Source organism: Mesorhizobium sp. M0904 (assembly GCF_040319475.1).
Taxonomy (GTDB): Bacteria; Pseudomonadota; Alphaproteobacteria; order Rhizobiales; family Rhizobiaceae; genus Mesorhizobium.
In genome coordinates, this window is sequence record NZ_JAMYOC010000027.1 from 51,330 (window position 1) to 72,023 (window position 20,694).

The following is a 20,694-nucleotide window of genomic DNA, read 5'->3' on the forward strand; positions in this document are numbered from 1 at the left end:
GCCGGCTCCCCTTCCCTTCCGTCGTCGGCAACGGCTATACTCCACAATCTGCAACAAATCTGGTGATTGATGCCGCCTGCAAAAAAGGAAGTCCGTCCGTCGAGCCGCGGAGGACGTGCCCGCACGCCTGCCTTCGTGAAAAACCAACGTGGCGTCAAGAACTGGAAGGAAGTCAGCGCCTGGCTGGAATGGCGCGGCATCGAAGACATCGAATGCATCACGCCCGACCAGGCCGGGGTTGCGCGCGGCAAGATGATGCCATCGAAGAAATTCACCTCCAATACCTCGCTGGCACTGCCTTCGGCGGTGTTCATGACGACGATTTCCGGCGGCTATCCGGAGGACGGCAATGGCTTCCACTATCCGGAAGACGATGGCGACCTCAAGCTGATGCCTGACCTCTCGACGCTGACCGTGGTGCCGTGGGAGGAGGACCCGACGGCGGCGGTTATCTGCGACCTCGTCCACCAGGACGGCCGCTCGGTCGAGTTCACGCCGCGCAACGTGCTGAAGCGCGTGCTCGCCGCTTATGACAGACGCGGGCTGAGACCGGTCGTGGCGCCCGAGATCGAGTTCTACCTGGTGCGCAAGAACCCCGATCCGGACTACCCGCTCACCCCGCCTGTCGGGCGCTCCGGGCGGCCGATCGGCGGCGGCGCTGGCTATTCGATCGCCGGGGTCAACGAATTCGACGAACTGATCGACGACATCTATCATTTCTCCGAAAGCCAAGGGCTGGAGATCGACACGCTGATCCACGAGGAGGGCGCCGGCCAGCTCGAAATCAATCTGCGTCACGGCGATCCGATCGAGCTCGCCGACCAGGTGTTCATGTTCAAGCGCACAATCCGCGAGGCGGCGCTGAAGCACGAAATCTACGCCACCTTCATGGCCAAGCCGATCCAGGGCCAGCCCGGTTCCGCCATGCATATCCATCAGTCGATCATCGACAAGAAGACCGGCAAGAACGTCTTTTCGGCGGAGGACGGCTCGGAGACCGACGCCTTCTTCCACTTCATCGGCGGCATGCAGAAACATGTGCCGAACGCGCTGGTGATGTTTGCGCCCTACGTCAATTCCTACCGGCGGCTGACGCAGTCGGCCTCGGCGCCGGTCAACAACAAATGGGGCTACGATAACCGGACCACGGCCTTCCGCGTGCCCCGCTCCGACCCGGCGGCGCGGCGCGTCGAAAACCGCATTCCCTCCTCTGACGCCAACCCCTATCTGGCGCTGGCGGCATCGCTCGCCTGCGGGCTGATCGGCATGACCAACAAGATCCAGGCCGAGCCGCCGGTTCTGACGACCGCCAACGAGGACCAGATCGACCTGCCTCGCAGCCTGCTCGAAGCCGTCGACCTGTTCGAGGCCGACGAGGAACTCTGCGCCCTGCTCGGCAAATCCTTCGCAGCGACCTATGCGGCGATCAAGCGAGCGGAATTCGAGACCTTCATGGAAGTGATCAGCCCGTGGGAGAGGGAGTATTTACTGCTGAATGTGTGAGTAGTGAGTAGTCATTAGTGAGTAGTGAACGGGGCTGGATCGCACCAAGACCGTTACTGTCCGTTCCTATTCACCAACTACTACTCATTACTCACTATTTCTCTCCGCCTCTGCAAAAATCTCCGAGTCTTGGCTGCATCATGCCCTACCAATCCCCAATCTCCCCCGGCCGCTCCTGGTACGAAGACACCGCCGGGCCAAGGCCCGAATATCCGACGCTCGACGGCGACCGGACATGCGATGTGGTGATCGTCGGCGGCGGCTTTACCGGCCTGTCGGCCGCGGCTCACCTCGCCAAGACAGGCGCGGATGTCGTGCTTATCGAAACGCATCGTTTCGGTGATGGCGCATCGGGCCGCAATGGTGGCCAGCTCGGCACCGGACAGCGGGCCTGGGCAGAGGAGCTGGAAGCGGAATACGGCTTTTCCCGCGCCAAGGCGCTGTTCGACCTGGCCGAAGAGGCCAAGGCGCATCTGCTCGACTTCGCCGCGGTGAACCAGATCGAGATCGACTATATGCCCGGCCAAATGTCGGTGGCGCACAAGAAGCGCTATGTCGACGACTACAAGGCTCATGCCGAGATCATGGCAAACCGGTTCGGTTATCCGCACATCTCATTCATGGATGCCGCGGAGACTGCCGAGCGGCTCGGCTCGACGCATTATTTCGGCGGCACCCGCGATACCGGCACCGGCCACATCCATCCGCTGAAGCTGGTGATCGGCACCGCGAAAGTCGCGACACAGGCCGGCGCAAAGCTTTTCGAGCAGACGCCGTCGACCGGCATCACCTCCGGCGGCGGCAAGGTCAATGTTGTGACGCCGAAGGGCACGATCACCGCCGCTAAATGCCTGATCGGAGTCAACGCCTATGGCGGCACGCTCGAACCCGTGAGTGCCGCGCATATCATGCCGATCGGCTCCTTCATCGGTGCAACGGTGCCGCTGGGAGCCGATTCCAAAGTGTTGCCGGGTGGCGAGGCGGTCGACGATTCGCGCTTCGTCGTGCGCTATTTCCGCAAATCGAAGGATGGGCGGCTGCTGTTTGGCGGGCGCGAGATCTACGCGGTCAACGATCCCAAGGACATCCACATCCACATCCGCCGGCAGATCGCCGAGATCTATCCCTCATTGAAGGACGTCGAGATCACCCATGGCTGGGGCGGCTATGTCGGCATCACCGTGCCGAGAAAGCCGTTCGTGCGCGAAGTGATGCCCAATGTGATCTCGATCGGCGGTTATTCCGGCCATGGCGTCATGCTGTCGAACTTTTTCGGCAAGCTTTATGCGGAGACGGTCGCCGGCAACCGCGACCGGCTGAAGCTGATCGAGGACCTGAAAATTCCTCCCTTCCCCGGCGGCCGGCGTTTGCGCGCGCCACTGCTCTTTCTTGCGCTCAACTGGTACGCGTTGCGGGACAGGATTTAACCAGACGTTGCAGAATCCTTAACCTGGGCGCAGAATTCCCGCCAAGGGCGCAGTGATGCCACAATCGCGGGCGAAAGATGATGCTCGTGGGCAGCTGAACGGGGAATTTTGCGGGCTTGCCCGCTTTTGGTTTGGGACCGATGCCGATCGAAATGCCGGCTCTCCGGCAAGGGGTCGTAAGAACATCGGCCCGCAAATGGAGGTGGCAAGAGTGAAAGAGCCCTTCAGTTTCGGCGCGCCGGAACGACGGCGCCTTGCGATGCAATTCGGTTACGATATGCGGCCGACGTTCTGGCATGGGGTCCGGTCGAACGCGCATCTGGTAATCGCCGCGCTTGGCACGGCCGCACTGCTCGGCGTTGCCGCGGTGGCACTGTGGCTGGCATTGCCGGCAAATGAGCGACAAGCGGCCGCAAGCCCTGAGCAGATCGTTCCGACCATCCCGGTCAAGACGACGAAGATCATGCCTGCCAAGGTCGCTGCGGCGCCGCGGACGACGGGCAAGGCAGATGCGGTTTCACCGGCGGTTGCCGCTGCGGAAGCCGAGATACCAGCGCTGGCTCCCAACGATCCGCGCTGGACGGGGCCAAAGACGGCATCGGCCGCCGCCACGGCAGCATCCGACCAACTGGCAAGCCAGACCGAGCAGGCGGCCGATAAATCGTCCGCCGCGGTGGCGTTTGCTGACCCGGCAGCAAAACCCGACGCTGCGGCACTGTTTGCCAAAGTGGCGGCTCCCGGCAGCTCGACGAAAAACGCCGGGCCCGACGGCGCACAGACCGCCGCCATCCCCACGCCCAAGCCGCAACTGCCGGCGGCGCAGTCCGCGAGTGAGGACGGCGACGGCACCAAGGCAAAATCCGGAAAAGCCAATACTGCGGGTACCGGACGCATTCTGAGATCCGTCACCATGCGGATCGGCCCGAAGAAGAATGCTGCCGCCATTCTCACCGTGCCTGCCAAGACCTCGGTGCAGGTGATGAGCTGCAAGCAATGGTGCCAGATCGTCTACAACGGCAAGCGCGGCTGGGTGTACAAGAGCTACGTCAAAACCGGGGCGTAAGGTCGGCACAGCGATCGCGGGTGGCTCGCCATCAGCCAGTCCTGCGCCTGAGGACCCGGCCGTTCAAATACAACGTCCGCCGTCGACTTCCAGCGCCACGCCAGTGATGAAAGCCGCTTCGTCCGAAGCAAGCCAAAGCGCGGCATTGGCAATATCGAGCGGCGTCGAAAGCCGGCCGAGCGGGATCGATGCGCGGAACTTCTCGCGGATCTCGGGTGTGTCGGCGCCCATGAATTTCGCGAGCATGCCGGTCTCGCCGGCAACTGGGCAGAGGCAGTTGACGCGGATGTTCTTCGGCGCGAGTTCCACCGCCATCGATTTGGTCGCGGTGATCGCCCAGCCCTTCGATGCGTTGTACCAGGTGAGCCCAGGCCGCGGCCTGATACCGGCCGTGGAGGCCGTCGTCAGGATGACGCCACCGCCTTGCCGTTCCATGACCGGCACCACGGCAAGCGCTGCGTGGTAGATCGCCTTCATGTTGACAGCTGTGATCAGGTCGAAGGTCGCTTCGTCGACTTCCAGCATGTCACCGTTGCGATGAGTGTAACCGGCATTGTTGACCATGATGTCGATGTGGCCGAAGGCGCTCATTGCGGCATGGACCAACTCGTCGAATTCGGACCGCAGCGAGACGTCGGTCTGGGTCCAGATCGCCTTTTCGCCGATCTCGCCGGCAACGCGCTCCGCGCCCTTGGCGTTCAGATCGGCGACGACTACCCGCGCACCCTCCTCGGCAAAGCGCCTGGCTATGCCCTCGCCAAAGCCCGAGGCAGCGCCGGTGATGATGGCGACTTTGTTTTGCAGGCGCATGCTTTTCTCACTCATCGTTGAAGGCGATCGACGACGCCTTTGGCCAGGCCATCGAAAGATGTGCGTCCATCGACGATTTCTCCTTTGGCTTTCGCTGCCATCCGGCACTATGCTGCACCTGCGAAGGCTCCGGAAGCATCGCTTGCCGACAAGCCTCCGGCTAGCGCCCGTGTCAAGAGCACACGCGGATGTGACGCAATGGCACTGGCAAGTTTAAATCGATTAGATTATATCAGCCGCGTTATCGCGACCGGCGTCACAGCGGATAGACCATGACCAGCCAGATCATCCCCGTCGACCCCTTCGACTTCATCATTTTCGGCGGCACCGGCGACCTGTCGGAACGTAAGCTTCTGCCGTCGCTGTACCACCGGCAGCGCGACCACCAGTTTTCCGAGCCGACGCGCATCATCGGCACATCACGTTCGAAGATGACCGACGAGGAATTCCAGTCGTTCGCCAGGCAGGCGATTGCCGATCATGTGAAACCGGAGGATATCGACGCCAGGGAACTGAAGACGTTCCTCGCGCGGCTCTCCTATGTCCCGGCAGATGCAACCACAGGTGCCGGCTTCGACAGGCTGAAGAAGGCGATCGGCGATAGCGAACACATCCGCGCTTTCTATCTGGCGGTGGCGCCGGCGCTGTTCGGCGACATCTCGCACAAGCTGAAGGAGCACGGGCTGATCACGCCGAATTCGCGCATCGTGCTGGAAAAGCCGATCGGCCGCGATCTCGCTTCGGCGCGCGCGCTCAACGACCTGGTCGGCGACGATTTCCATGAAAGCCAGATTTTCCGCATCGATCACTATCTCGGCAAGGAGACGGTTCAGAATTTGATGGCGCTGCGCTTTGCCAACGCGCTCTACGAGCCGCTTTGGAATTCCGCCAATGTCGATCATGTGCAGATCACCGTGGCCGAGACGGTCGGCCTGGAAGACCGCGTCACCTATTACGACAAGGCCGGCGCATTGCGCGACATGGTGCAGAACCACATGCTGCAGCTGCTCTGCCTGGTCGCCATGGAGGCGCCGTCGTCGATGGACGCCGATGCTGTCCGTGACGAAAAGCTGAAGGTGCTGCGGGCGCTGAAGCGCATCAACGGCAACGAAGCGCCGAAGCACACGGTGCGCGGGCAATATCGTGCCGGCGCCTCGGCCGGCGGGCCGGTGAAAGGCTATGTCGAGGAACTCGGCAAGAACAGCAACACCGAGACTTTCGTTGCGCTCAAGGCCGAGATCGGCAACTGGCGCTGGGCGGGCGTGCCGTTCTACCTCCGAACCGGCAAGCGGCTGGCGACCCGCGTTTCGGAGATCGTCATCGAATTCAAGCCGATCCCGCACTCGATCTTCGGCGAGAGCGCCGGGCCGATCTCCGCCAACCAGCTGGTCATCAGGCTGCAGCCCGACGAAGGCGTCAAGCAGTTCATCATGATCAAGGATCCGGGGCCGGGCGGCATGCGGCTGCGCCAGATCCCGCTCGACATGAGTTTTGCGCAATCCTTCGACGGCCGCGCCCCCGATGCCTATGAGCGGCTGATCATGGACGTCATCCGTGGCAACCAGACGCTGTTCATGCGCCGCGACGAGGTCGAGGCGGCGTGGAAATGGATCGACCCGATCCAGGACGCCTGGGAAAGCGGCAGGCAAGAGGCGCAAGGCTACACCGCCGGCACATGGGGCCCCTCGGCCTCGATTGCGCTGATCGAACGCGACGGGCGGACATGGCACGAGAGCAATTAGGCGGCGCCTACAACTGGCACGAATTTGCCGGACGCCAGGAGCTGGCGACCGCGCTTGCCGGCCACGTCGCCGGCCGTCTGTCAAAGGCGATCGCCGAGCGCGGCACGGGACTGCTCGCGGTCTCGGGCGGCACGACGCCGGCGAAATTCTTCGCGGCGCTTTCGACCGTTCCGATCGCCTGGGAAAAGGTGACGATAACATTGGTCGACGAGCGCTTCGTGCCGCCCTCATCGCCGCGCTCCAATGCCGGCCTGGTTGCCGCCAACCTGCTGCAGAACGCGGCCGCGGCCGCGAATTTCGTGCCGCTCTACCGCGCCGCGGCAAGTATCGAGGGTGCAGCGGTCTCCGACGGTGAGGCGCTGCAAGTGCTGCCCTGGCCACTCGACGTCGTTGTGCTCGGCATGGGAACTGATGGCCACACCGCCTCGTTCTTTCCGGATGCCGACAACCTGGCAAGATTGCTCGATCCGTCGTCGCAAAGGATCGTGCTTCCGGTTCACGCGGCAAGCGCCGGCGAGCCACGGCTGACGCTGTCATTGGCGCGGATCATCAATGCCGCCTTCATCGCGCTGCATATCGAGGGCGCGGAAAAACGCACCGCATTCGAGGCCGCGCTTGGAACTGGAACACGAAAGCCCATTCGCGCCGTGCTCGATGCCACTCAAAAGCCCGTAGAGGTTTTCTGGGCACCCTGATCTCAACTTGGCTGCAGGTCCCGGCAACAGCCGGAAGGTATTTGCGGGACCTCGCCTGAAAGGACCGACCGCCATGACCGCAAGACGCGACATCGAAGCCATCACCCAGCGCATCCGTGAGCGCTCCAAGCCCGGTCGCGAGGCCTATCTCGGCCGCATCGCCGAAGCCTCGAACCGCACCGCCAACCGGGCCGTGCTGTCCTGCGGCAACCTGGCCCACGGCTTTGCCGTCTGCAGCCCTTCCGAAAAGGTGGCGCTTGGCGGCGACCGGGTGCCGAACCTCGGCATCATCACCTCCTATAACGACATGCTGTCGGCGCATCAGCCTTTCGAGACATTCCCGGCGCTGATCAAGGACGCGGCGCGCGAGGCCGGCGGCATCGCCCAGGTGGCCGGCGGCGTGCCGGCGATGTGTGACGGCGTCACCCAGGGCCAACCCGGAATGGAGCTGTCGCTGTTCTCGCGCGACGTGATCGCCATGGCCGCGGCAATCGGCCTGTCGCACAACATGTTCGATGCCGCCGTCTATCTCGGCGTCTGCGACAAAATCGTGCCGGGGCTGGTGATCGCGGCGCTGACCTTCGGCCATCTGCCGGCGGTCTTCATCCCGGCCGGGCCGATGACGACCGGCATTCCGAACGACGAAAAAGCCAAGATCCGCCAGCTCTATGCCGAGGGCAAGGCGGGGCGGGCCGAACTGCTCGAAGCGGAATCAAAATCCTATCACGGGCCGGGAACCTGCACTTTCTACGGTACCGCCAATTCCAACCAGATGCTGATGGAGATCATGGGCCTGCACACGCCTGGCGCTTCCTTCGTCAATCCCGGCACGCCGTTGCGCGACGCGCTGACCAGGGAAGCGACCAAGCGGGCGCTGGCGATCACCGCGCTCGGCAACGCCTACACGCCAGTCGGGCGGATGATCGACGAGCGCTCGATCGTCAATGGCATCGTCGGCCTGCACGCCACCGGCGGTTCGACCAACCACACCATCCACCTGATCGCCATGGCAGCGGCGGCCGGCATCGCCATTACCTGGCAGGACATCTCCGATATCTCGGAAGCGGTGCCGCTGCTGGCGCGGGTCTATCCGAACGGCCTTGCCGATGTGAACCATTTCCACGCCGCCGGCGGGCTCGGCTTCCTGATCCGCGAACTGCTCGACGCAGGCGTCTTGCATGAGGATGTGCAGACTGTGTGGGGCGAAGGGCTGCGCCCCTACGCGGTCGAGGCCAAGCTCGGTGCGGACGGCGGCGTCGTACGCGAGGCCTCCCCGCGCCAAAGCGGCAACGAGAAGGTGCTGGCACCGTTCAAGAAGGCGTTCCAGCCGAGCGGCGGGCTGAAAGTGCTTTCAGGCAATCTCGGCCACGCCGTCATCAAGACATCGGCGGTCAAGCCGGAGCGGCGCATCATCGAGGCGCCGGCCAAGGTGTTCGACAGCCAGCAAGGGCTGAACGAGGCGTTCAAGGCGGGGTCGCTGACCGGCGACTTCATCGCCGTCATTCGGTTCCAGGGTCCGAAGGCCAACGGCATGCCGGAATTGCACAGGCTGACCACCGTGCTCGGCATCTTGCAGGACCGCGGCCAGCATGTGGCGCTGGTCACTGACGGGCGCATGTCGGGCGCTTCAGGCAAGGTGCCGGCGGCGATCCACGTGACGCCGGAAGCGGCGGAGGACGGGCCTATCGCCAGGATCCATGACGGCGATATCATCAGGCTCGACGCCGAGGCCGGGACGCTGGAGGTACTGGTGCCAGCCGGCGATTTCGCACTGCGCCGCCCCGCGGACAGCGACCTCATAGGCAATGAATTCGGCTTCGGCCGCGAGCTTTTCGCCGGGTTCCGGCAGTTGGTGGGACGCGCCGACCATGGCGCCAGCGCCTTCGGTACGGCGTGACTTTTCGACCATGGAAGAGCGGCTGGTGGCCGCTCTCCCTTATATCTACTGAACGGTCAGCTCGGCTCGCGCGCCGGCCCTGACCGTTACCGTGCCTTCCCTCGAGCTGTTGTCCGATTTCTCCGAAACCACCGCGTAGTCGCCGGCCGACAGGGTGGCTTGATACTTTTGGTCGTAGGCGTAGCCGACCGACTTGCGGGTTCCGTCGATGGCCTTCCTGGCCTCGAATATCTCGATCTTCGAGGCCCCTGGCGCGGTTATCGTCAGCATGCCGGCGTTCATCGCGATCTTCAGATCCTGATGGTCGCCAACCTTGACGCTGAACGGCTGCTCGGCCACCGCAAGGTCGACCGTCGCGACCATTACATAATCGTCGGGCGGCAGATCGAACTTGCTGTCCGGACCGTAGGCATAGGTCACCTCCTGCCTGGTTCCGTCGATGTTCTTTTTCGCCTGGAGCACCTTGAAGCCGACGCCAGAACCCTCGGCCTTGTCGCCGCCGGCAGCATAATAGGCGTTGGCGACGATACGCCCGACGCCGACGATGATGTCCTTGTCGATGACCCTGCCGGCGGCAAGCGGGATCGTCTCGATAACCATGCCCTGGCCGATCGTGACCGTCACCTTCTGGTCACCGGCCGGCAGCACGACTTTCGTGTCACCGTAGTAGGTCGGCGGGGTGTCGACGCCGGGATAGCCGATTACGACAGCCGCGCCGTCATCAACGTCCGCTCCTTCGCTTGGTCGCGGGTGGATGACCAGCGTGCCGGCATTCAGGTTGAAGTGCGGTTTGGCGACCTGGCCAGGCTCTATCTTGATCTTCTGTTCGGCCCTGGCCTCGCCGGCACGCGCGACGACGATATAGTCGCCCGGCTCCAGATTGCCCTTGTAGGTGCCATATTCGGTGGTGACGGGATCGCCGCGCGTGCCGTCGGAATTCGCCTTGTAGATCTCCCAGGCATTGCCGTCGGTGACGGGATCGCCACCCTCGGCAAGCACGACGGTGGGCACGAAATTGGACTCCGCCGGCTGGGCGGGCGCCGGCTGGGGAGCAGGCTGCGGGGCGGGAGTCGGTTCAGGGGCGGGTGGCGGAGGCGCAACGGTCTCGACGAGGGCGTCCTGCAATGCCTTTTCATCCGACGCTTCGATATATTTGCCGCCGGTATTGTCGGCGAGGCAACCGACCTGCTTGCCCTCGGCCGCCGTCAGGCCGAAGCCGACGACATTGACGGTGAAGTCGACGCCAGCAGCCTCCAGTTCCTTGCCGAGCGCACAGGGATCGCCGCTACATGTCTCGATGCCATCGGTGATGAGAACGACCGTCGCCTTGTCCTCGGTGTATTTCAATGCTTCCGCCGCTTGCTTGACCGCAGCGGTCAGCGGCGTCTTGCCCTGAAATTTCAAGCTGTCGGCCGCGGCTGAGATCGCACTTGCCGAGCCTGCCTGCGGTGGCACGATGAGTTCGATGTCGTCGCAACTGGCCTTCTCGCGATGGCCATAGGCCATGAAGCCTATTTCCTCCTCGGCCGGGACCGATTGCAGCACGTTCCGCAGCGATTGACGGGCGATTTCGAGCTTGGGCTTGCCGTCGATCTGCGCCCACATCGAGCCGGAGGCATCGAGAACGACGATGACGCGATCGGCGGCGAAGCCGAACCCCGTCGTCCACAGCAACAAGGCCGCCGCAGCGACGCTCTGCACAAATCCCGCCATCAAAAATCTCCCCCGTCAGTCGCCGCCGCTCGGCGCCGGAAAGCTATTTGACGCCGGGTCGCGACACAAGCCCGGACGGAGTACGAAGCTGCGTCGCCTCTCTGCCAAACCCTCAATAGGCCGTGCGGCGTTCATCGGAAGGCGGCCGGCCGAATTGCAGCCGGTAGCTCTGGGCAAAATAGGAATGCGAGGTGAAGCCGGTGGCGATTGCCACGTCGAGGATCGGCATGTTGGTCTGGCGCAGCAATTCGCGCGCCCGCTCGAGCCTGAGCCGCATATAATAGCGCCCGGGCGTCACACTGAGATGGCGCAGGAACAGGCGCTCGACCTGGCGCACCGACAGGCCCGCCGACTTGGCGAGCTGCACCGCCGACAGCGGCTCGTCGAGATGGTCGGCCATCAGCTCGACGATGCGGCGCAGCTTCTCCGACTTGCCGGTGAGGTCGCGTTCCGGGCCGACGCGCTGGCGGTCCCCGGCCGAGCGGATGCGCTCATGCTGGAACTGGTTGGCGACGCCATTGGCGAGGCTCGAGCCGAAATCACCGCGCACGATCTCCAGCATCAGGTCGATCGATGTGGTGCCGCCGGCGCAGGTGTAGCGCTTGCGGTCGATCTCGAAGACGTTGCCGGTGCAGTTGATGTCCGGAAAGCGTTCGAGGAAGCCGGCGCGGTTTTCCCAATGGATGGTGCAGCGATAGCCATCGAGCTGGCCTGCTTCGGCAAGCAAATAGGAGCCGACCGAAAGCGCGCCGAGCGCATTGCCGCGCCGGCCCCAACTGCGCAGCGCTGCCAGCACCTTGCTCTTGCCCGGAAATTCCGTCGTCAGCCCGACCGAGACGAACAGGATATCGACCGGCGGCAGATCGGCGACGGCGTAGTCGATCTTGAGCGGCAGGCCGTTGGACGCCATGACGGCATCGCCGTCGGCCGACACCGTCGTCCAGCCATAGAAATCGCGGCCGAGCAGCCGGTTCGCCGACCGGAACGTGTCGATTGCCGCGGCCAGCGAGAACATAGAGAACTTGTCGACCAGCAGAAACCCGAACTGCCGGCCGCCCTGAACGGGATCATTGGTGACCGGCCGTTCTAAGGGAACAGTGAGGTTCGGCAAGGACGCTGCTTTCTGGTCAGAAGGAAGGCCGTTTCAACCCGGCCGCGAGATAGGCGGAAGCTAGCGTGTTGGCCATCAGCATGGCAATGGTCATCGGTCCGACGCCGCCAGGCACCGGCGTGATGGCGCCGGCCGCCGTCGCTGCTTCGGCAAAGGCGACATCGCCGACGAGGCGGGTCTTGCCTTCACCCTTCTCAGGTGCGGCGATGCGGTTGATGCCGACGTCGATGACGGTTGCGCCAGGCTTGACCCAGTCGCCGCGGACCATTTCGGGCCGGCCGACGGCTGCAACTAGAATATCGGCGGTGCGGGCAAGCGCCGGCAGGTCCCTGGTGCGGCTGTGTGCGATAGTGACGGTGCAGTTGGCGGCAAGCAGAAGATTGGCCATCGGTTTGCCGACGATGTTCGAACGCCCGACGACGACCGCATTGAGGCCGGACAGGTCCTTGCCACGCACCCGTTCGATCAGCAGCATCGAGCCGGCCGGCGTGCAAGGCACGAAGGCGGTCTCAAGCTCGCCGGTGCCGAGCTTGCCGACATTGATGAAGTGGAAGCCGTCGACATCCTTCTCCGGCGCGATGGTCTGGATGATCTTGCCGGCGTCGATATGGCCGGGAAGCGGAAGCTGCACCAGGATGCCGTTGATGGCCGGATCGGCATTGAGCTGGCCGATGATCTTCAAAAGGTCCGGCTCGGAGGTTTCGGCCGGCAGTGTGTGCTGAACCGAATGGAAGCCGCATTCCTTGGCGGTACGGGATTTGGATGCGACATAGACCTGGCTCGCCGGATCCTCGCCGACGATGACCACCGCGAGACCGGGCTGCTGCCCACCTTTTTCCGCTAGTTCGGCGGTCAGTGTCTTGACCCGCTGCACCACGTCTTCGGCGACGCTTTTTCCGTCAATCAACTCGGCCATGAACCACCCTCGACGCCTATTGCTAAGCCTGCCGCATCCATGCGGCGTGCTCCAGATATGTTTTTATGCAGGTCGTTGCCCAGAACCATGCGCGGGCGGGCGGACATGCAGCGCGGCATTTTCACGAAAATCGAGCCGGGCAATCCCGTCAATGCGCCGTCCCATGCCGTTAACTCGAAACCGGCATGTTTTATTCGACGCTCAGAAATAGCGGCGATGCGTGCGGTTTTCGGTGAGCTCGCGAACCGCCTCGCGGAATTCGCGCAGGCTGGCGCGGATTTCCTCGATCTGGCTTTGCTGATCGGCGGCTTCCGAGGCCTGAATTGCGTCCCTCGACCAGGCCTGAGTATGTGCCGAATGCGGCGGCGTGGGTTGCTGCGGATACGGTGCCCGACCGGCATAGAGCGGCTGCGGGTAGAAGGCAGGCGACATGGCTGCGCTTGAGTTTGTCGCGGTGGAAGTTTCACCCGACGTCATCTCCTCCTGCGCTCTGCCGGGCATGAGCCGGCCCAGCGCCGACAACACGGCACCGATTGGACCCGGCCGTTTGGTGCGCGCGACCTCGAGCAGAGCGAGAGGCGGCGCTGCCGGGTATGCGGCGCGATCGGCGGAACCGGAATCGGGGCCGTCAAGGGAGCCTACGGGGTCGAAAAATGCATCGGCAGCTGTAGCCTCTTCCATCAGTATGGGGCCGGCCTTTGACGCATCAGGATGGGGCTGGCCTATGCCTGCGGCTGCCAACAGGATCGGGCTGGCACGCGCTTCGCGGCGCGAGCGGGCCAGACGATGGCGTGTGGCGGCATCCTCGCGCCATGACCGGGCTGTACGGTCCTCCAGGGAAACCAGCGCTGCTTCGTCTTCGTCGCGCGCTGCCTCGACGAACGACAGCAGGGACTGCTCGTTCCTCCAGTGTTCACGATTATTCCTATAAGCCATGGTTTCTGGAGCTTCCCCCTCGGGCTGGGACGTAGCGACCGCCACTGGTTAAGCGATGCTAAACAGGCATAGGAAATAAAAGGTTAATGTGGTCGCCGCGCCCCTGCGCGACTACATGCGCATCCCAACCGCAAGGTCCGGGTTTCCGCCTGATCACGGTCCCAAAAGGGCTTCCCCGCCCTGCCGCGAACGTCTATGGGGAAGCCATCTCTATGGAGGCTTTCGATGACGATCAGGCTTGTTCTCGCCGGTTGCGGCAATATGGGCTCCGCCATGCTCTCGGGCTGGCTGAAAGCCGGCAAGCTCGCTCCGGCTGCGGTGTTCGTGGTCGAGCCCAATGCCGAGTTGCGCAAGCGTGCCGAAGCACTGGGCTGCTCTGCTGCCGCGGACGCCGGCGCCATCCCGGCGGACGCCGTGCCGGCCCTCGTCGTCATTGCGGTCAAGCCGCAGGTGATCCGTAACGTGACGGCTGGCTACATCCGCTTCAACGATGGCCGAACCACTTTCCTCAGCATCGCCGCCGGGACGCCGGTCGCTACGTTCGAAGGCATTCTCGGCGATCGCGCGCCGATCCTGCGCTGCATGCCCAATACGCCGGCGGCGATCGGCAAGGGCATGATGGTGGTGTTTTCCAACAGGCTGGTTTCCGACGAGACTAAACGTTTCGTCGCCGACCTGCTCTCGGCGAGCGGGCAAGTGGCCGATATCGACGACGAGGGCCTGATGGACGCGGTGACGGCGGTCTCCGGGTCGGGGCCGGCCTATATCTTCCACTTCATCGAAGCGCTGACCGTGGCCGCCGAGAAGGCTGGCCTGCCTGGCAAGGTCGCAAAGCTCCTGGCCATGCAAACGGTCTACGGCGCCGCCTCGCTTGCCGCCGAAAGCGGCGAGGAGCCCGGCGTGCTTAGACAGCAGGTGACCAGCCCCAACGGCACCACGGCTGCCGCCCTTGCCGTGCTGATGGGCGAGGACCGTCTGACGCGCCTGCTCACTGAGGCGGTGGAAGCGGCGCGGCTGCGGTCGATCGAACTGGGGAAGTAACAGCTGATTTCGGATTACGCGAGATCGGTATGCGAAAAGTCGTTGCCCTTGTAGAGCAGTGCGGAGCCATGACTTTTTGCGCAAGCATAAGAAAGGCAGTCGGCTAAGTTGAGCTGGGCGGGATGTCCGCGCCCCTTTCCGTAATCTGAAAATGTATGGATTGCGAGCTTGGCATCGCTGGCGTCGATAGGCACAATTTCGATTTCAGCCTCGCGAAGAAACGCCTCTATCGCATCTCCGGCGACAACCGGCGGCACGGCAAGCATGGTCGAAAGCCGCATCGCCGCTTCAAGCACCACCAACGCCGAAGTTATTCTTGCGGGCGCTGCCTCGATTCGGTTGCTCCACTCGCGGGCATCCTCTTCGCCTGAAAGAATCGCGACAACCACGGAGGTGTCGACGAACATCAGGAATGGCTCCACATCTCATCGATCTCATCCTTCGTCATAGCCCGACCATCTTGGCCTGCCTTGGCCTTGAAGTCGTTGGCAATGGCAGCAAGCCGCTCGGCCAAGGGAATGCGTCCGCTCTCCCGCTTCAACTCGGATTCAAGCGCTTCGATGACCGCTTCCGTCATAGAAATCTTGCGTTTGGCAGCAAGCTCTCGCGCCAGTTCGCGTGCGCGCGGATCCCTGATCTGAAGATTCATGTAATCGCCTCCGCCTTCATCGTCACTACAATATAGCGAATTCGTCATGACAAAGCCAGTGCTCGGCCGGAGGCCATTGCGACGGCTCACCGGTCGAGAGCCTTACGCTCCATACAGCATCCCGTCCTGCAGCCGGCGCAAGGCGAACAGCCTGGTCGTCGGGTCGGGCGCGGCATTGTCGGCGGTGAGCAATTCGCCTTTCCGCACCTGTTTCAGCACCTTGCCGCCTTCGAGCAGGCCGACGGGCACGGCGCGATGGGCGCGGGCTTCTTCGACGGTCATGGTCCAGGAGCGGTAGCAGGTCTCGCCGATCGCATCGAACGTCTCGCCCGTCGCCAGATCGCGCTTGGCCACGGCGCAGACCTCGGCCACCGGCCGTGGCAGCGGCACCATGTCGGGCTTGCCATAAAGCGCGATGCGAGCGGCCGTCAGCGGCACTTCCAGCGAGGTCAGATGGTAGGGCCTGAAGAAGCTGTAATAGGGGCCGTGGCCGATATGCAGATCGTCCATGCGCTCGATGATGCGCGGATGCGTCGCCTCGACGATTACGAAGACGCCGGGCGCCACGCCCTTGCCGACGGTGTAGTCGACGACGCCGTTCTTCGACAGGATGCCGCCCTGCTCGCGCGGGATCAGCACCTTGACCAGCTCGTCGCGATCGGCCTTGGGGCCGTGCATGCCGGGAACGTCGGGCACCAGCCCGGTGGCGTTGGCAATGGCGCACATCTCAACCATGGTTTTCGAGCCGTCGACGAACTCGACCAGCATGCGCGGATTCATGTTGCGGCGTAGCGCTTCCTCGCGATAGTCGTCGGGAACGGCGTCGTGGTTGAGCGGGTTGTTCTTGCCCTTGCCGGCGGAGACGATGGTGTAGCCGAGCGCCGAGGCGAACTCGATCAGCTCCATGCAGCTCGACGGCTCGTCGCCGGCGCCGACCGAATAGACGACGCCGAGCCGGTCGGCCTGCTGCTTCAGATAGCAGCCGATAGTGACGTCGGCCTCGACATTCATCATCACCAGATGCTTGCCGTGCTGCATCGCCATCAGGTCGAAATCGGCGGCGACGCCGGGCTTGCCGGTAGCATCGATGACGACATCGATAAGCGGATTGGTGACCAGCATTTCGTTCGAGGTTATGGCGATCTTGCCGCTTTCGATCACCTGGCTGAGCTTCGACGGCGTATCGGCCTCCCGTGCCATCGCCTCGTCGCCATAGGCGATGCGGATGGCATCACGCGCCGTATGCGGGCGGCGCGTCGAGATCGCGCAAACCGAAATGCCCGGCATCAGCATGCCTTGCGTCACCAGGTCGGTTCCCATCTCGCCGGAACCTATGACGCCGATGCGCACCGGGCGGCCTTGTGCGGCGCGCTTGGCAAGATCGCGGGCAAGCCCGGTCAAGGCGACATTGGTCATGCGAGAGCGTCCACTGCTTTAAGTCTTTGTTTGCGCATGTCGCTGTCCCAAAACCGCGGCACACTTGGGCAACATGCATCAGGATGCGGGAATAGCAGGGAACGGTAACGGTTTGCCAACGAAACCGGCCGCCGGCGGTGTTTTCTTGCGCTTGGCCCCAAAATCGGATTGCTTTCTGTGAAGACAATGCACCCGGCCAAAGTGTTACCGACGGTCCTGTGGGCCTAACGTCCGCGTTCTCAGATCTTAGAAAATGCCTCTCAGGGCACAACCGGCGAACGGGTGCAGCAGAACCGCTAAGCGCCGTTTGAATGGATCACAGCCAAGAAATGGACGGAAATTCTTAGTCATTCCTTTATGCATCCCGGCTTAAATGAGGAATGGACTGGCGTGCCCGTATCTTCAGGCGTTTTTTCTGCATGCGACGAACCGGCAAGAGTGGCAACGTTGCCACTATTTTTGCCCTGTCGTTGCCGATCGTCGTCGGCGGCGCGGGTCTCGGCGTTGAGACTTCCTACTGGTATTACAGCGGCCTGAAGCTACAAGCGGTGGCGGATGCGGCAGCCTATGCTGGCGCTTTGGAAAAGGTTTCAGGATCCGACAAACCAACGATAGTCTCCGCCGCGACATTGTCTGCGACAACGAATGGCTGGGACCCGTCGACAGGCACAATCGAAATCTTCACGCCCCCGTCCTCCGGCCCGAATGTGGCCCAAAAGGCTGTCGAGGTCATCGTTCATCAGACCCTCGATCGGTTTTTTACATCGATATTCACGCAAAATGCGGTCGGCGCACAGGCAAGAGCGGTGGCTCTTATCACCGACGCCTCAAAGGCCTGCGCTCTAGCTCTCAATCATTCCGCTCCGAAAGCGGCGCTCTTTTCCGGCAGTTCGAATCTCAAACTGAACGGCTGCGTCGTGATGTCGAATTCGATAGCCGCGGACGCCATCAAGCTTCAGGGATCGGCAAGCCTTCAGGTCGATTGCCTGGTATCGGCAGGCGGTGTTTCGTTGAGCAACCCCGTGACGACCGTGTGCGCCAGGCCGATAACCCAGGCGTTGCCCGCTGCCGATCCTTTTGCCGACTTGCCGGCGCCACCGGCCACGAACCCCTGTCGAAACAGCAATCAGTCGGTGTTGCAACCTGGAACATACTGCAGGGGGCTCAGCTTGAGCGGCAATGTAACGCTTTCGCCCGGGATATACGTCATTCAAGGCGGTGATTTCAAAGCGAACTCGAACGCGAATATTTCCGGCGACGGAGTCATCATTTATCTGGCCGGCAGCTCCGGCGTCAGCATGAACGGCACGGCCACCATCAAGCTCAGCGCACCAACGTCGGGCACCTATTCGGGGGTGCTGTTTTACGGCGACAAAGCCAACCTGACTGGATCGAACACGGTTAATGGCACGGCAGATTCGCTTTTGACCGGCGCTTTGTATTTTCCAACGCAAGACGTTAATTATCTCGGCAATTTCTCGGGCAAAGGCGGTTGCACTCAGGTCGTCGCCAGTACCGTGCAGTGGTCCGGCAACGCGAACGTCAATCAGGACTGCACGAGCCTTGGAATGCGAGACATTCCGGCGACGCAATCCATAAAGCTTGTCGAGTAATCTTCGTGACAGGGTCAGCAGTCCGGATGTTCCGCAGCGATTCGGGTGCTGCCGCGGTAGAGTTTGCGCTGATTGTGCCGATCCTTTGCCTGGTACTCCTTGGCATCATTGACGGCTGGTCTTTTGTGTCGAACGCGTTGTCGATGCGTGCAGGCGTCAAAACGGCGGCGAATCTCGTGATGCAAGGAGCAGCCGAGGATGCGACTATCCAAGCTGTCGCTCTTTCAGGCTGGGAAAACCATCCCGGCGACGCGCAGGTGACGCTGAGCCGGAAATATATGTGCGGGACCACCGTGGTCGATCCATCTGTCCTGTGCGACAGTTTGAAAGCTCCCGCGGTTTTCGTCGAAATCCAAGCGACAGCCACCTGGTCACCGCCCTTCAGTTTCGGCGCGTTTTCGCTCTCGCGCGAGCTCAGCCACCAACAGGTGATCCGTGTTCGCTAAAGCGAGGGCCTTCATACGGGGAGCATCAGGCGGAGCTGCGTTGGAGTTCGCGCTGATCGCCCCTGTTCTGATAATGGTCTTGATCGGCGTCTTCGCATTCGGCTGGGCCTTGAATGCCATGTCCAGTGTTCGGTATACGCTGGAAACGTCCGCGCGTGCGCTGCAGATGAAGAACTCGCTGACGCAGGCCGAGATAGAAGCCATAGCCACGGCAAAATTGCTGACTTTGGGATTGAAAGACGTAGACGTAACAATAGCAATCGACGCCCCCAACGGCGGCTTTCGAATGGCACATCTCACGGCCAGGTATGCTTTCGTTATCGAGTTCCCGTACTTCGATCGGTATCCGATAAATTATGGGACGACTGTCGCAGTTCCATTGGTTGGATCATGAGCGCGTCCAATTTCCTTAGGCAATAAGGGGTGAGCGGCCCAACGAAAGTGGCTGCGTCGGTTTCTCGCGGGCTACCGCAATTCGGCCAGCAACACCTGCGCCTCCGCGAGGTTTTTTCAGAGCCGGCGGCCAGGTCGTCCACTACCCCTCGCCCACTTCTATCTCGCCGCTACTTGTTTAATGACAACTATGCGAGGCCCACATGTGGAACTTGGCGACGGAGGGCTGGGTACTCCTCAGGCAAAGCATCCTCGGCTTCGTCAACGACAATGCGCTGAGCCATGGGGCGGCGATAGCGTTTTATGCCACGACTTCGCTTGCGCCGATCCTGCTCATCGTTGTCGCTATCGCCGGCATGGCCTTCGGGCACGAGGCGGCGCAACTCGCCCTTTCGGCACAGATCGCCGGCCTGATGGGGCCGCAAAGTGCCGAGCTGCTGCAGGCGACGATCGAGAACGCCTCGCAGAAGGAAGCGGGAACCCTTGCCAGCATTCTGGGGCTGGTCACGTTGTTCGTCGCCGCATCCGGCGTGTTCGGCGAAATGCAGCTGGCGCTGAACGAGATCTGGAAAGTCAAACCGAGCGGGGCAACGATCTCGCGGCTGGTTCGGGCACGCATTGCAAGCCTGGGCCTGGTCGCCGCGCTTGGTTTCCTGCTCCTGGTGTCGCTGGTCGTAAGCGCTGCAATTTCGGCGCTCGGAGAGGTCATCAACGCCTATCTGCCGTTCGGCACCATCATCCTGAGCGCCATCAACGGGATCGTCTCGTTTGCCCTGATCACGCTGCTGTTTGCCGCGATCTACAAGGTGCTGCCCGACCGCAGCCTGCAATGGCGCGATGTCGGCCTCGGCGCCGTGGTCACCGGGTTTCTGTTCACCATCGGCAAGTCGCTGATTGGCTGGTATATCGGAACCAGCGCCATCTCATCGTCATACGGCGCGGCCGGCGCTCTGCTCGTCGTGCTGTTATGGGTCTACTATTCGGCGGAGATATTTCTGCTGGGCGCCGAATTCACGCGAGCCTATTCGGTCCGACACGGCAGCCGGACCGATTTGAAGAACAAGGTGGAATCGCATGACAAATGAATTCACGCCGAAATTCGACCTGGCCGGCAAGGTGGTGCTGGTTACCGGCGCCTCGCGCGGCATCGGCCGCGCCTGCGCACTCGCCTGCATGTGCTCGGCCACATCCCGCTCGGCCGCATAGGCGACCCGATCGACGTCGCCGGCACCGTGGTGTTCTTCGCCTTGCCGGCGGCGTCACTGATCACCGGCGCGAATATATTGGTGGATGGCGGTTGGTCGCTAGCGTGATAGGGCTCTT

20 protein-coding genes and 1 pseudogene are annotated in these 20,694 nt (G+C 62.6%); 13 read left to right on the forward strand and 8 right to left on the reverse strand.

What is annotated here, in order from left to right; all coding sequences use genetic code 11:
• Positions 1–69: 69 nt before the first annotated feature.
• From NKH80_RS25145 to NKH80_RS25155, 3 genes are all read left to right on the forward strand, one after another.
• Positions 70–1,503 (forward strand): glutamine synthetase family protein, encoded by a 1,434-nt coding sequence (locus NKH80_RS25145; RefSeq protein WP_352475854.1) that lies wholly within the window; start codon positions 70–72, stop codon positions 1,501–1,503.
• A 140-nt stretch (positions 1,504–1,643) separates the two neighbouring features.
• A complete protein-coding gene (locus NKH80_RS25150; protein WP_352879781.1) occupies positions 1,644–2,930 on the forward strand; it encodes an NAD(P)/FAD-dependent oxidoreductase in 1,287 nt (428 codons plus the stop codon).
• 211 nt (positions 2,931–3,141) lie between these two features.
• Positions 3,142–3,993 carry an SH3 domain-containing protein gene (locus NKH80_RS25155; protein ID WP_352879783.1) on the forward strand — a complete coding sequence of 284 codons (852 nt, stop codon included), beginning with the start codon at positions 3,142–3,144 and terminating at the stop codon, positions 3,991–3,993.
• Between the two features lie 63 nt (positions 3,994–4,056).
• On the opposite strand, the gene NKH80_RS25160 is transcribed toward NKH80_RS25155, so the two are convergent.
• On the reverse strand, positions 4,057–4,803 hold the full coding sequence (locus NKH80_RS25160) for an SDR family oxidoreductase (protein ID WP_352879785.1): 747 nt from the start codon (positions 4,801–4,803) through the stop codon (positions 4,057–4,059).
• 272 nt (positions 4,804–5,075) lie between these two features.
• On the opposite strand from NKH80_RS25160, the gene zwf reads away from it, so the two are divergent.
• From zwf to edd, 3 genes are all read left to right on the forward strand, one after another.
• A complete protein-coding gene (gene zwf, locus NKH80_RS25165) occupies positions 5,076–6,545 on the forward strand; it encodes a glucose-6-phosphate dehydrogenase (RefSeq protein WP_352879787.1) in 1,470 nt (489 codons plus the stop codon).
• On the forward strand, positions 6,527–7,240 hold the full coding sequence (gene pgl, locus NKH80_RS25170; RefSeq protein WP_352879789.1) for a 6-phosphogluconolactonase: 714 nt from the start codon (positions 6,527–6,529) through the stop codon (positions 7,238–7,240). The genes zwf and pgl overlap by 19 nt, the downstream gene beginning before the upstream one ends.
• Before the next feature lie 73 nt (positions 7,241–7,313).
• Complete coding sequence (gene edd, locus NKH80_RS25175) at positions 7,314–9,137, forward strand: phosphogluconate dehydratase (protein WP_352475859.1); 1,824 nt, start codon at positions 7,314–7,316, stop codon at positions 9,135–9,137.
• A gap of 45 nt (positions 9,138–9,182) precedes the next feature.
• Here the strand turns inward: edd and NKH80_RS25180 are convergent, their stop codons facing one another.
• From NKH80_RS25180 to NKH80_RS25195, 4 genes are all read right to left on the reverse strand, one after another.
• Complete coding sequence (locus tag NKH80_RS25180; protein ID WP_352508653.1) at positions 9,183–10,850, reverse strand: vWA domain-containing protein; 1,668 nt, start codon at positions 10,848–10,850, stop codon at positions 9,183–9,185.
• A gap of 112 nt (positions 10,851–10,962) precedes the next feature.
• Entirely contained in the window at positions 10,963–11,961 is a 999-nt protein-coding gene (locus tag NKH80_RS25185; RefSeq protein ID WP_352508652.1) for a GlxA family transcriptional regulator, read from the reverse strand.
• A gap of 16 nt (positions 11,962–11,977) precedes the next feature.
• Positions 11,978–12,877 (reverse strand): bifunctional methylenetetrahydrofolate dehydrogenase/methenyltetrahydrofolate cyclohydrolase FolD, encoded by a 900-nt coding sequence (folD, locus tag NKH80_RS25190; RefSeq protein WP_352822419.1) that lies wholly within the window; start codon positions 12,875–12,877, stop codon positions 11,978–11,980.
• Positions 12,878–13,078: 201 nt separating this feature from the next.
• Positions 13,079–13,813, reverse strand: a complete 735-nt coding sequence (locus tag NKH80_RS25195) for a hypothetical protein (RefSeq protein WP_352688444.1) — start codon at positions 13,811–13,813, stop codon at positions 13,079–13,081.
• 225 nt (positions 13,814–14,038) lie between these two features.
• Here NKH80_RS25195 and proC point away from each other — a divergent pair, with 225 nt between their 5' ends.
• Complete coding sequence (proC, locus tag NKH80_RS25200; protein WP_352508650.1) at positions 14,039–14,854, forward strand: pyrroline-5-carboxylate reductase; 816 nt, start codon at positions 14,039–14,041, stop codon at positions 14,852–14,854.
• Positions 14,855–14,868: 14 nt separating this feature from the next.
• On the opposite strand, the gene NKH80_RS25205 is transcribed toward proC, so the two are convergent.
• The 3 genes from NKH80_RS25205 to NKH80_RS25215 are packed head-to-tail and all read right to left on the reverse strand — an operon-like array spanning position 14,869 to position 16,919.
• Positions 14,869–15,261: a type II toxin-antitoxin system VapC family toxin gene (locus tag NKH80_RS25205; protein ID WP_352508649.1), complete on the reverse strand. Its 393-nt coding sequence runs from the start codon at positions 15,259–15,261 to the stop codon at positions 14,869–14,871.
• Positions 15,261–15,551, reverse strand: coding sequence for a type II toxin-antitoxin system VapB family antitoxin (locus tag NKH80_RS25210; protein ID WP_352994282.1), 291 nt, complete (start codon positions 15,549–15,551; stop codon positions 15,261–15,263). The genes NKH80_RS25205 and NKH80_RS25210 overlap by 1 nt, the downstream gene beginning before the upstream one ends.
• 54 nt (positions 15,552–15,605) lie before the next feature.
• Positions 15,606–16,919: an NAD(P)H-dependent oxidoreductase gene (locus tag NKH80_RS25215; protein WP_352508647.1), complete on the reverse strand. Its 1,314-nt coding sequence runs from the start codon at positions 16,917–16,919 to the stop codon at positions 15,606–15,608.
• 380 nt (positions 16,920–17,299) lie between these two features.
• Between NKH80_RS25215 and NKH80_RS25220 the strand changes: the two genes are divergently transcribed.
• From NKH80_RS25220 to NKH80_RS25245, 6 genes and pseudogenes are all read left to right on the forward strand, one after another.
• Positions 17,300–18,532, forward strand: coding sequence for a pilus assembly protein TadG-related protein (locus tag NKH80_RS25220; RefSeq protein ID WP_352508646.1), 1,233 nt, complete (start codon positions 17,300–17,302; stop codon positions 18,530–18,532).
• 26 nt (positions 18,533–18,558) lie between these two features.
• Positions 18,559–18,978, forward strand: coding sequence for a TadE/TadG family type IV pilus assembly protein (locus NKH80_RS25225; RefSeq protein ID WP_352508645.1), 420 nt, complete (start codon positions 18,559–18,561; stop codon positions 18,976–18,978).
• Positions 18,979–19,018: 40 nt separating this feature from the next.
• Positions 19,019–19,372, forward strand: coding sequence for a TadE/TadG family type IV pilus assembly protein (locus tag NKH80_RS25230; RefSeq protein WP_254820550.1), 354 nt, complete (start codon positions 19,019–19,021; stop codon positions 19,370–19,372).
• 202 nt (positions 19,373–19,574) lie between these two features.
• Positions 19,575–20,456, forward strand: a complete 882-nt coding sequence (locus NKH80_RS25235) for a YihY/virulence factor BrkB family protein (RefSeq protein WP_352508644.1) — start codon at positions 19,575–19,577, stop codon at positions 20,454–20,456.
• On the forward strand, positions 20,446–20,577 hold the full coding sequence (locus NKH80_RS25240) for a hypothetical protein (protein ID WP_352508643.1): 132 nt from the start codon (positions 20,446–20,448) through the stop codon (positions 20,575–20,577). The genes NKH80_RS25235 and NKH80_RS25240 overlap by 11 nt, the downstream gene beginning before the upstream one ends.
• Positions 20,544–20,684: pseudogene (locus tag NKH80_RS25245) on the forward strand (SDR family oxidoreductase); the annotation flags it as partial. The gene NKH80_RS25240 and the pseudogene NKH80_RS25245, both read left to right, overlap by 34 nt.
• Positions 20,685–20,694 lie beyond the last annotated feature (10 nt).

Coding starts and splice junctions, on each gene's coding strand:
- NKH80_RS25195 (WP_352688444.1), bottom strand. CDS start 13,813: ATGGCTTATAGGAATAATCGTGAACACTGGAGGAACGAGCAGTCCCTG.
- NKH80_RS25150 (WP_352879781.1), top strand. CDS start 1,644: ATGCCCTACCAATCCCCAATCTCCCCCGGCCGCTCCTGGTACGAAGAC.
- NKH80_RS25225 (WP_352508645.1), top strand. CDS start 18,559: ATGTTCCGCAGCGATTCGGGTGCTGCCGCGGTAGAGTTTGCGCTGATT.
- proC (WP_352508650.1), top strand. CDS start 14,039: ATGACGATCAGGCTTGTTCTCGCCGGTTGCGGCAATATGGGCTCCGCC.
- NKH80_RS25210 (WP_352994282.1), bottom strand. CDS start 15,551: ATGACGAATTCGCTATATTGTAGTGACGATGAAGGCGGAGGCGATTAC.
- zwf (WP_352879787.1), top strand. CDS start 5,076: ATGACCAGCCAGATCATCCCCGTCGACCCCTTCGACTTCATCATTTTC.
- NKH80_RS25215 (WP_352508647.1), bottom strand. CDS start 16,919: ATGACCAATGTCGCCTTGACCGGGCTTGCCCGCGATCTTGCCAAGCGC.
- pgl (WP_352879789.1), top strand. CDS start 6,527: ATGGCACGAGAGCAATTAGGCGGCGCCTACAACTGGCACGAATTTGCC.
- NKH80_RS25145 (WP_352475854.1), top strand. CDS start 70: ATGCCGCCTGCAAAAAAGGAAGTCCGTCCGTCGAGCCGCGGAGGACGT.
- NKH80_RS25235 (WP_352508644.1), top strand. CDS start 19,575: ATGTGGAACTTGGCGACGGAGGGCTGGGTACTCCTCAGGCAAAGCATC.
- NKH80_RS25160 (WP_352879785.1), bottom strand. CDS start 4,803: ATGCGCCTGCAAAACAAAGTCGCCATCATCACCGGCGCTGCCTCGGGC.
- NKH80_RS25220 (WP_352508646.1), top strand. CDS start 17,300: ATGGACTGGCGTGCCCGTATCTTCAGGCGTTTTTTCTGCATGCGACGA.
- NKH80_RS25180 (WP_352508653.1), bottom strand. CDS start 10,850: ATGGCGGGATTTGTGCAGAGCGTCGCTGCGGCGGCCTTGTTGCTGTGG.
- NKH80_RS25205 (WP_352508649.1), bottom strand. CDS start 15,261: ATGTTCGTCGACACCTCCGTGGTTGTCGCGATTCTTTCAGGCGAAGAG.
- NKH80_RS25240 (WP_352508643.1), top strand. CDS start 20,446: ATGACAAATGAATTCACGCCGAAATTCGACCTGGCCGGCAAGGTGGTG.
- edd (WP_352475859.1), top strand. CDS start 7,314: ATGACCGCAAGACGCGACATCGAAGCCATCACCCAGCGCATCCGTGAG.
- folD (WP_352822419.1), bottom strand. CDS start 12,877: ATGGCCGAGTTGATTGACGGAAAAAGCGTCGCCGAAGACGTGGTGCAG.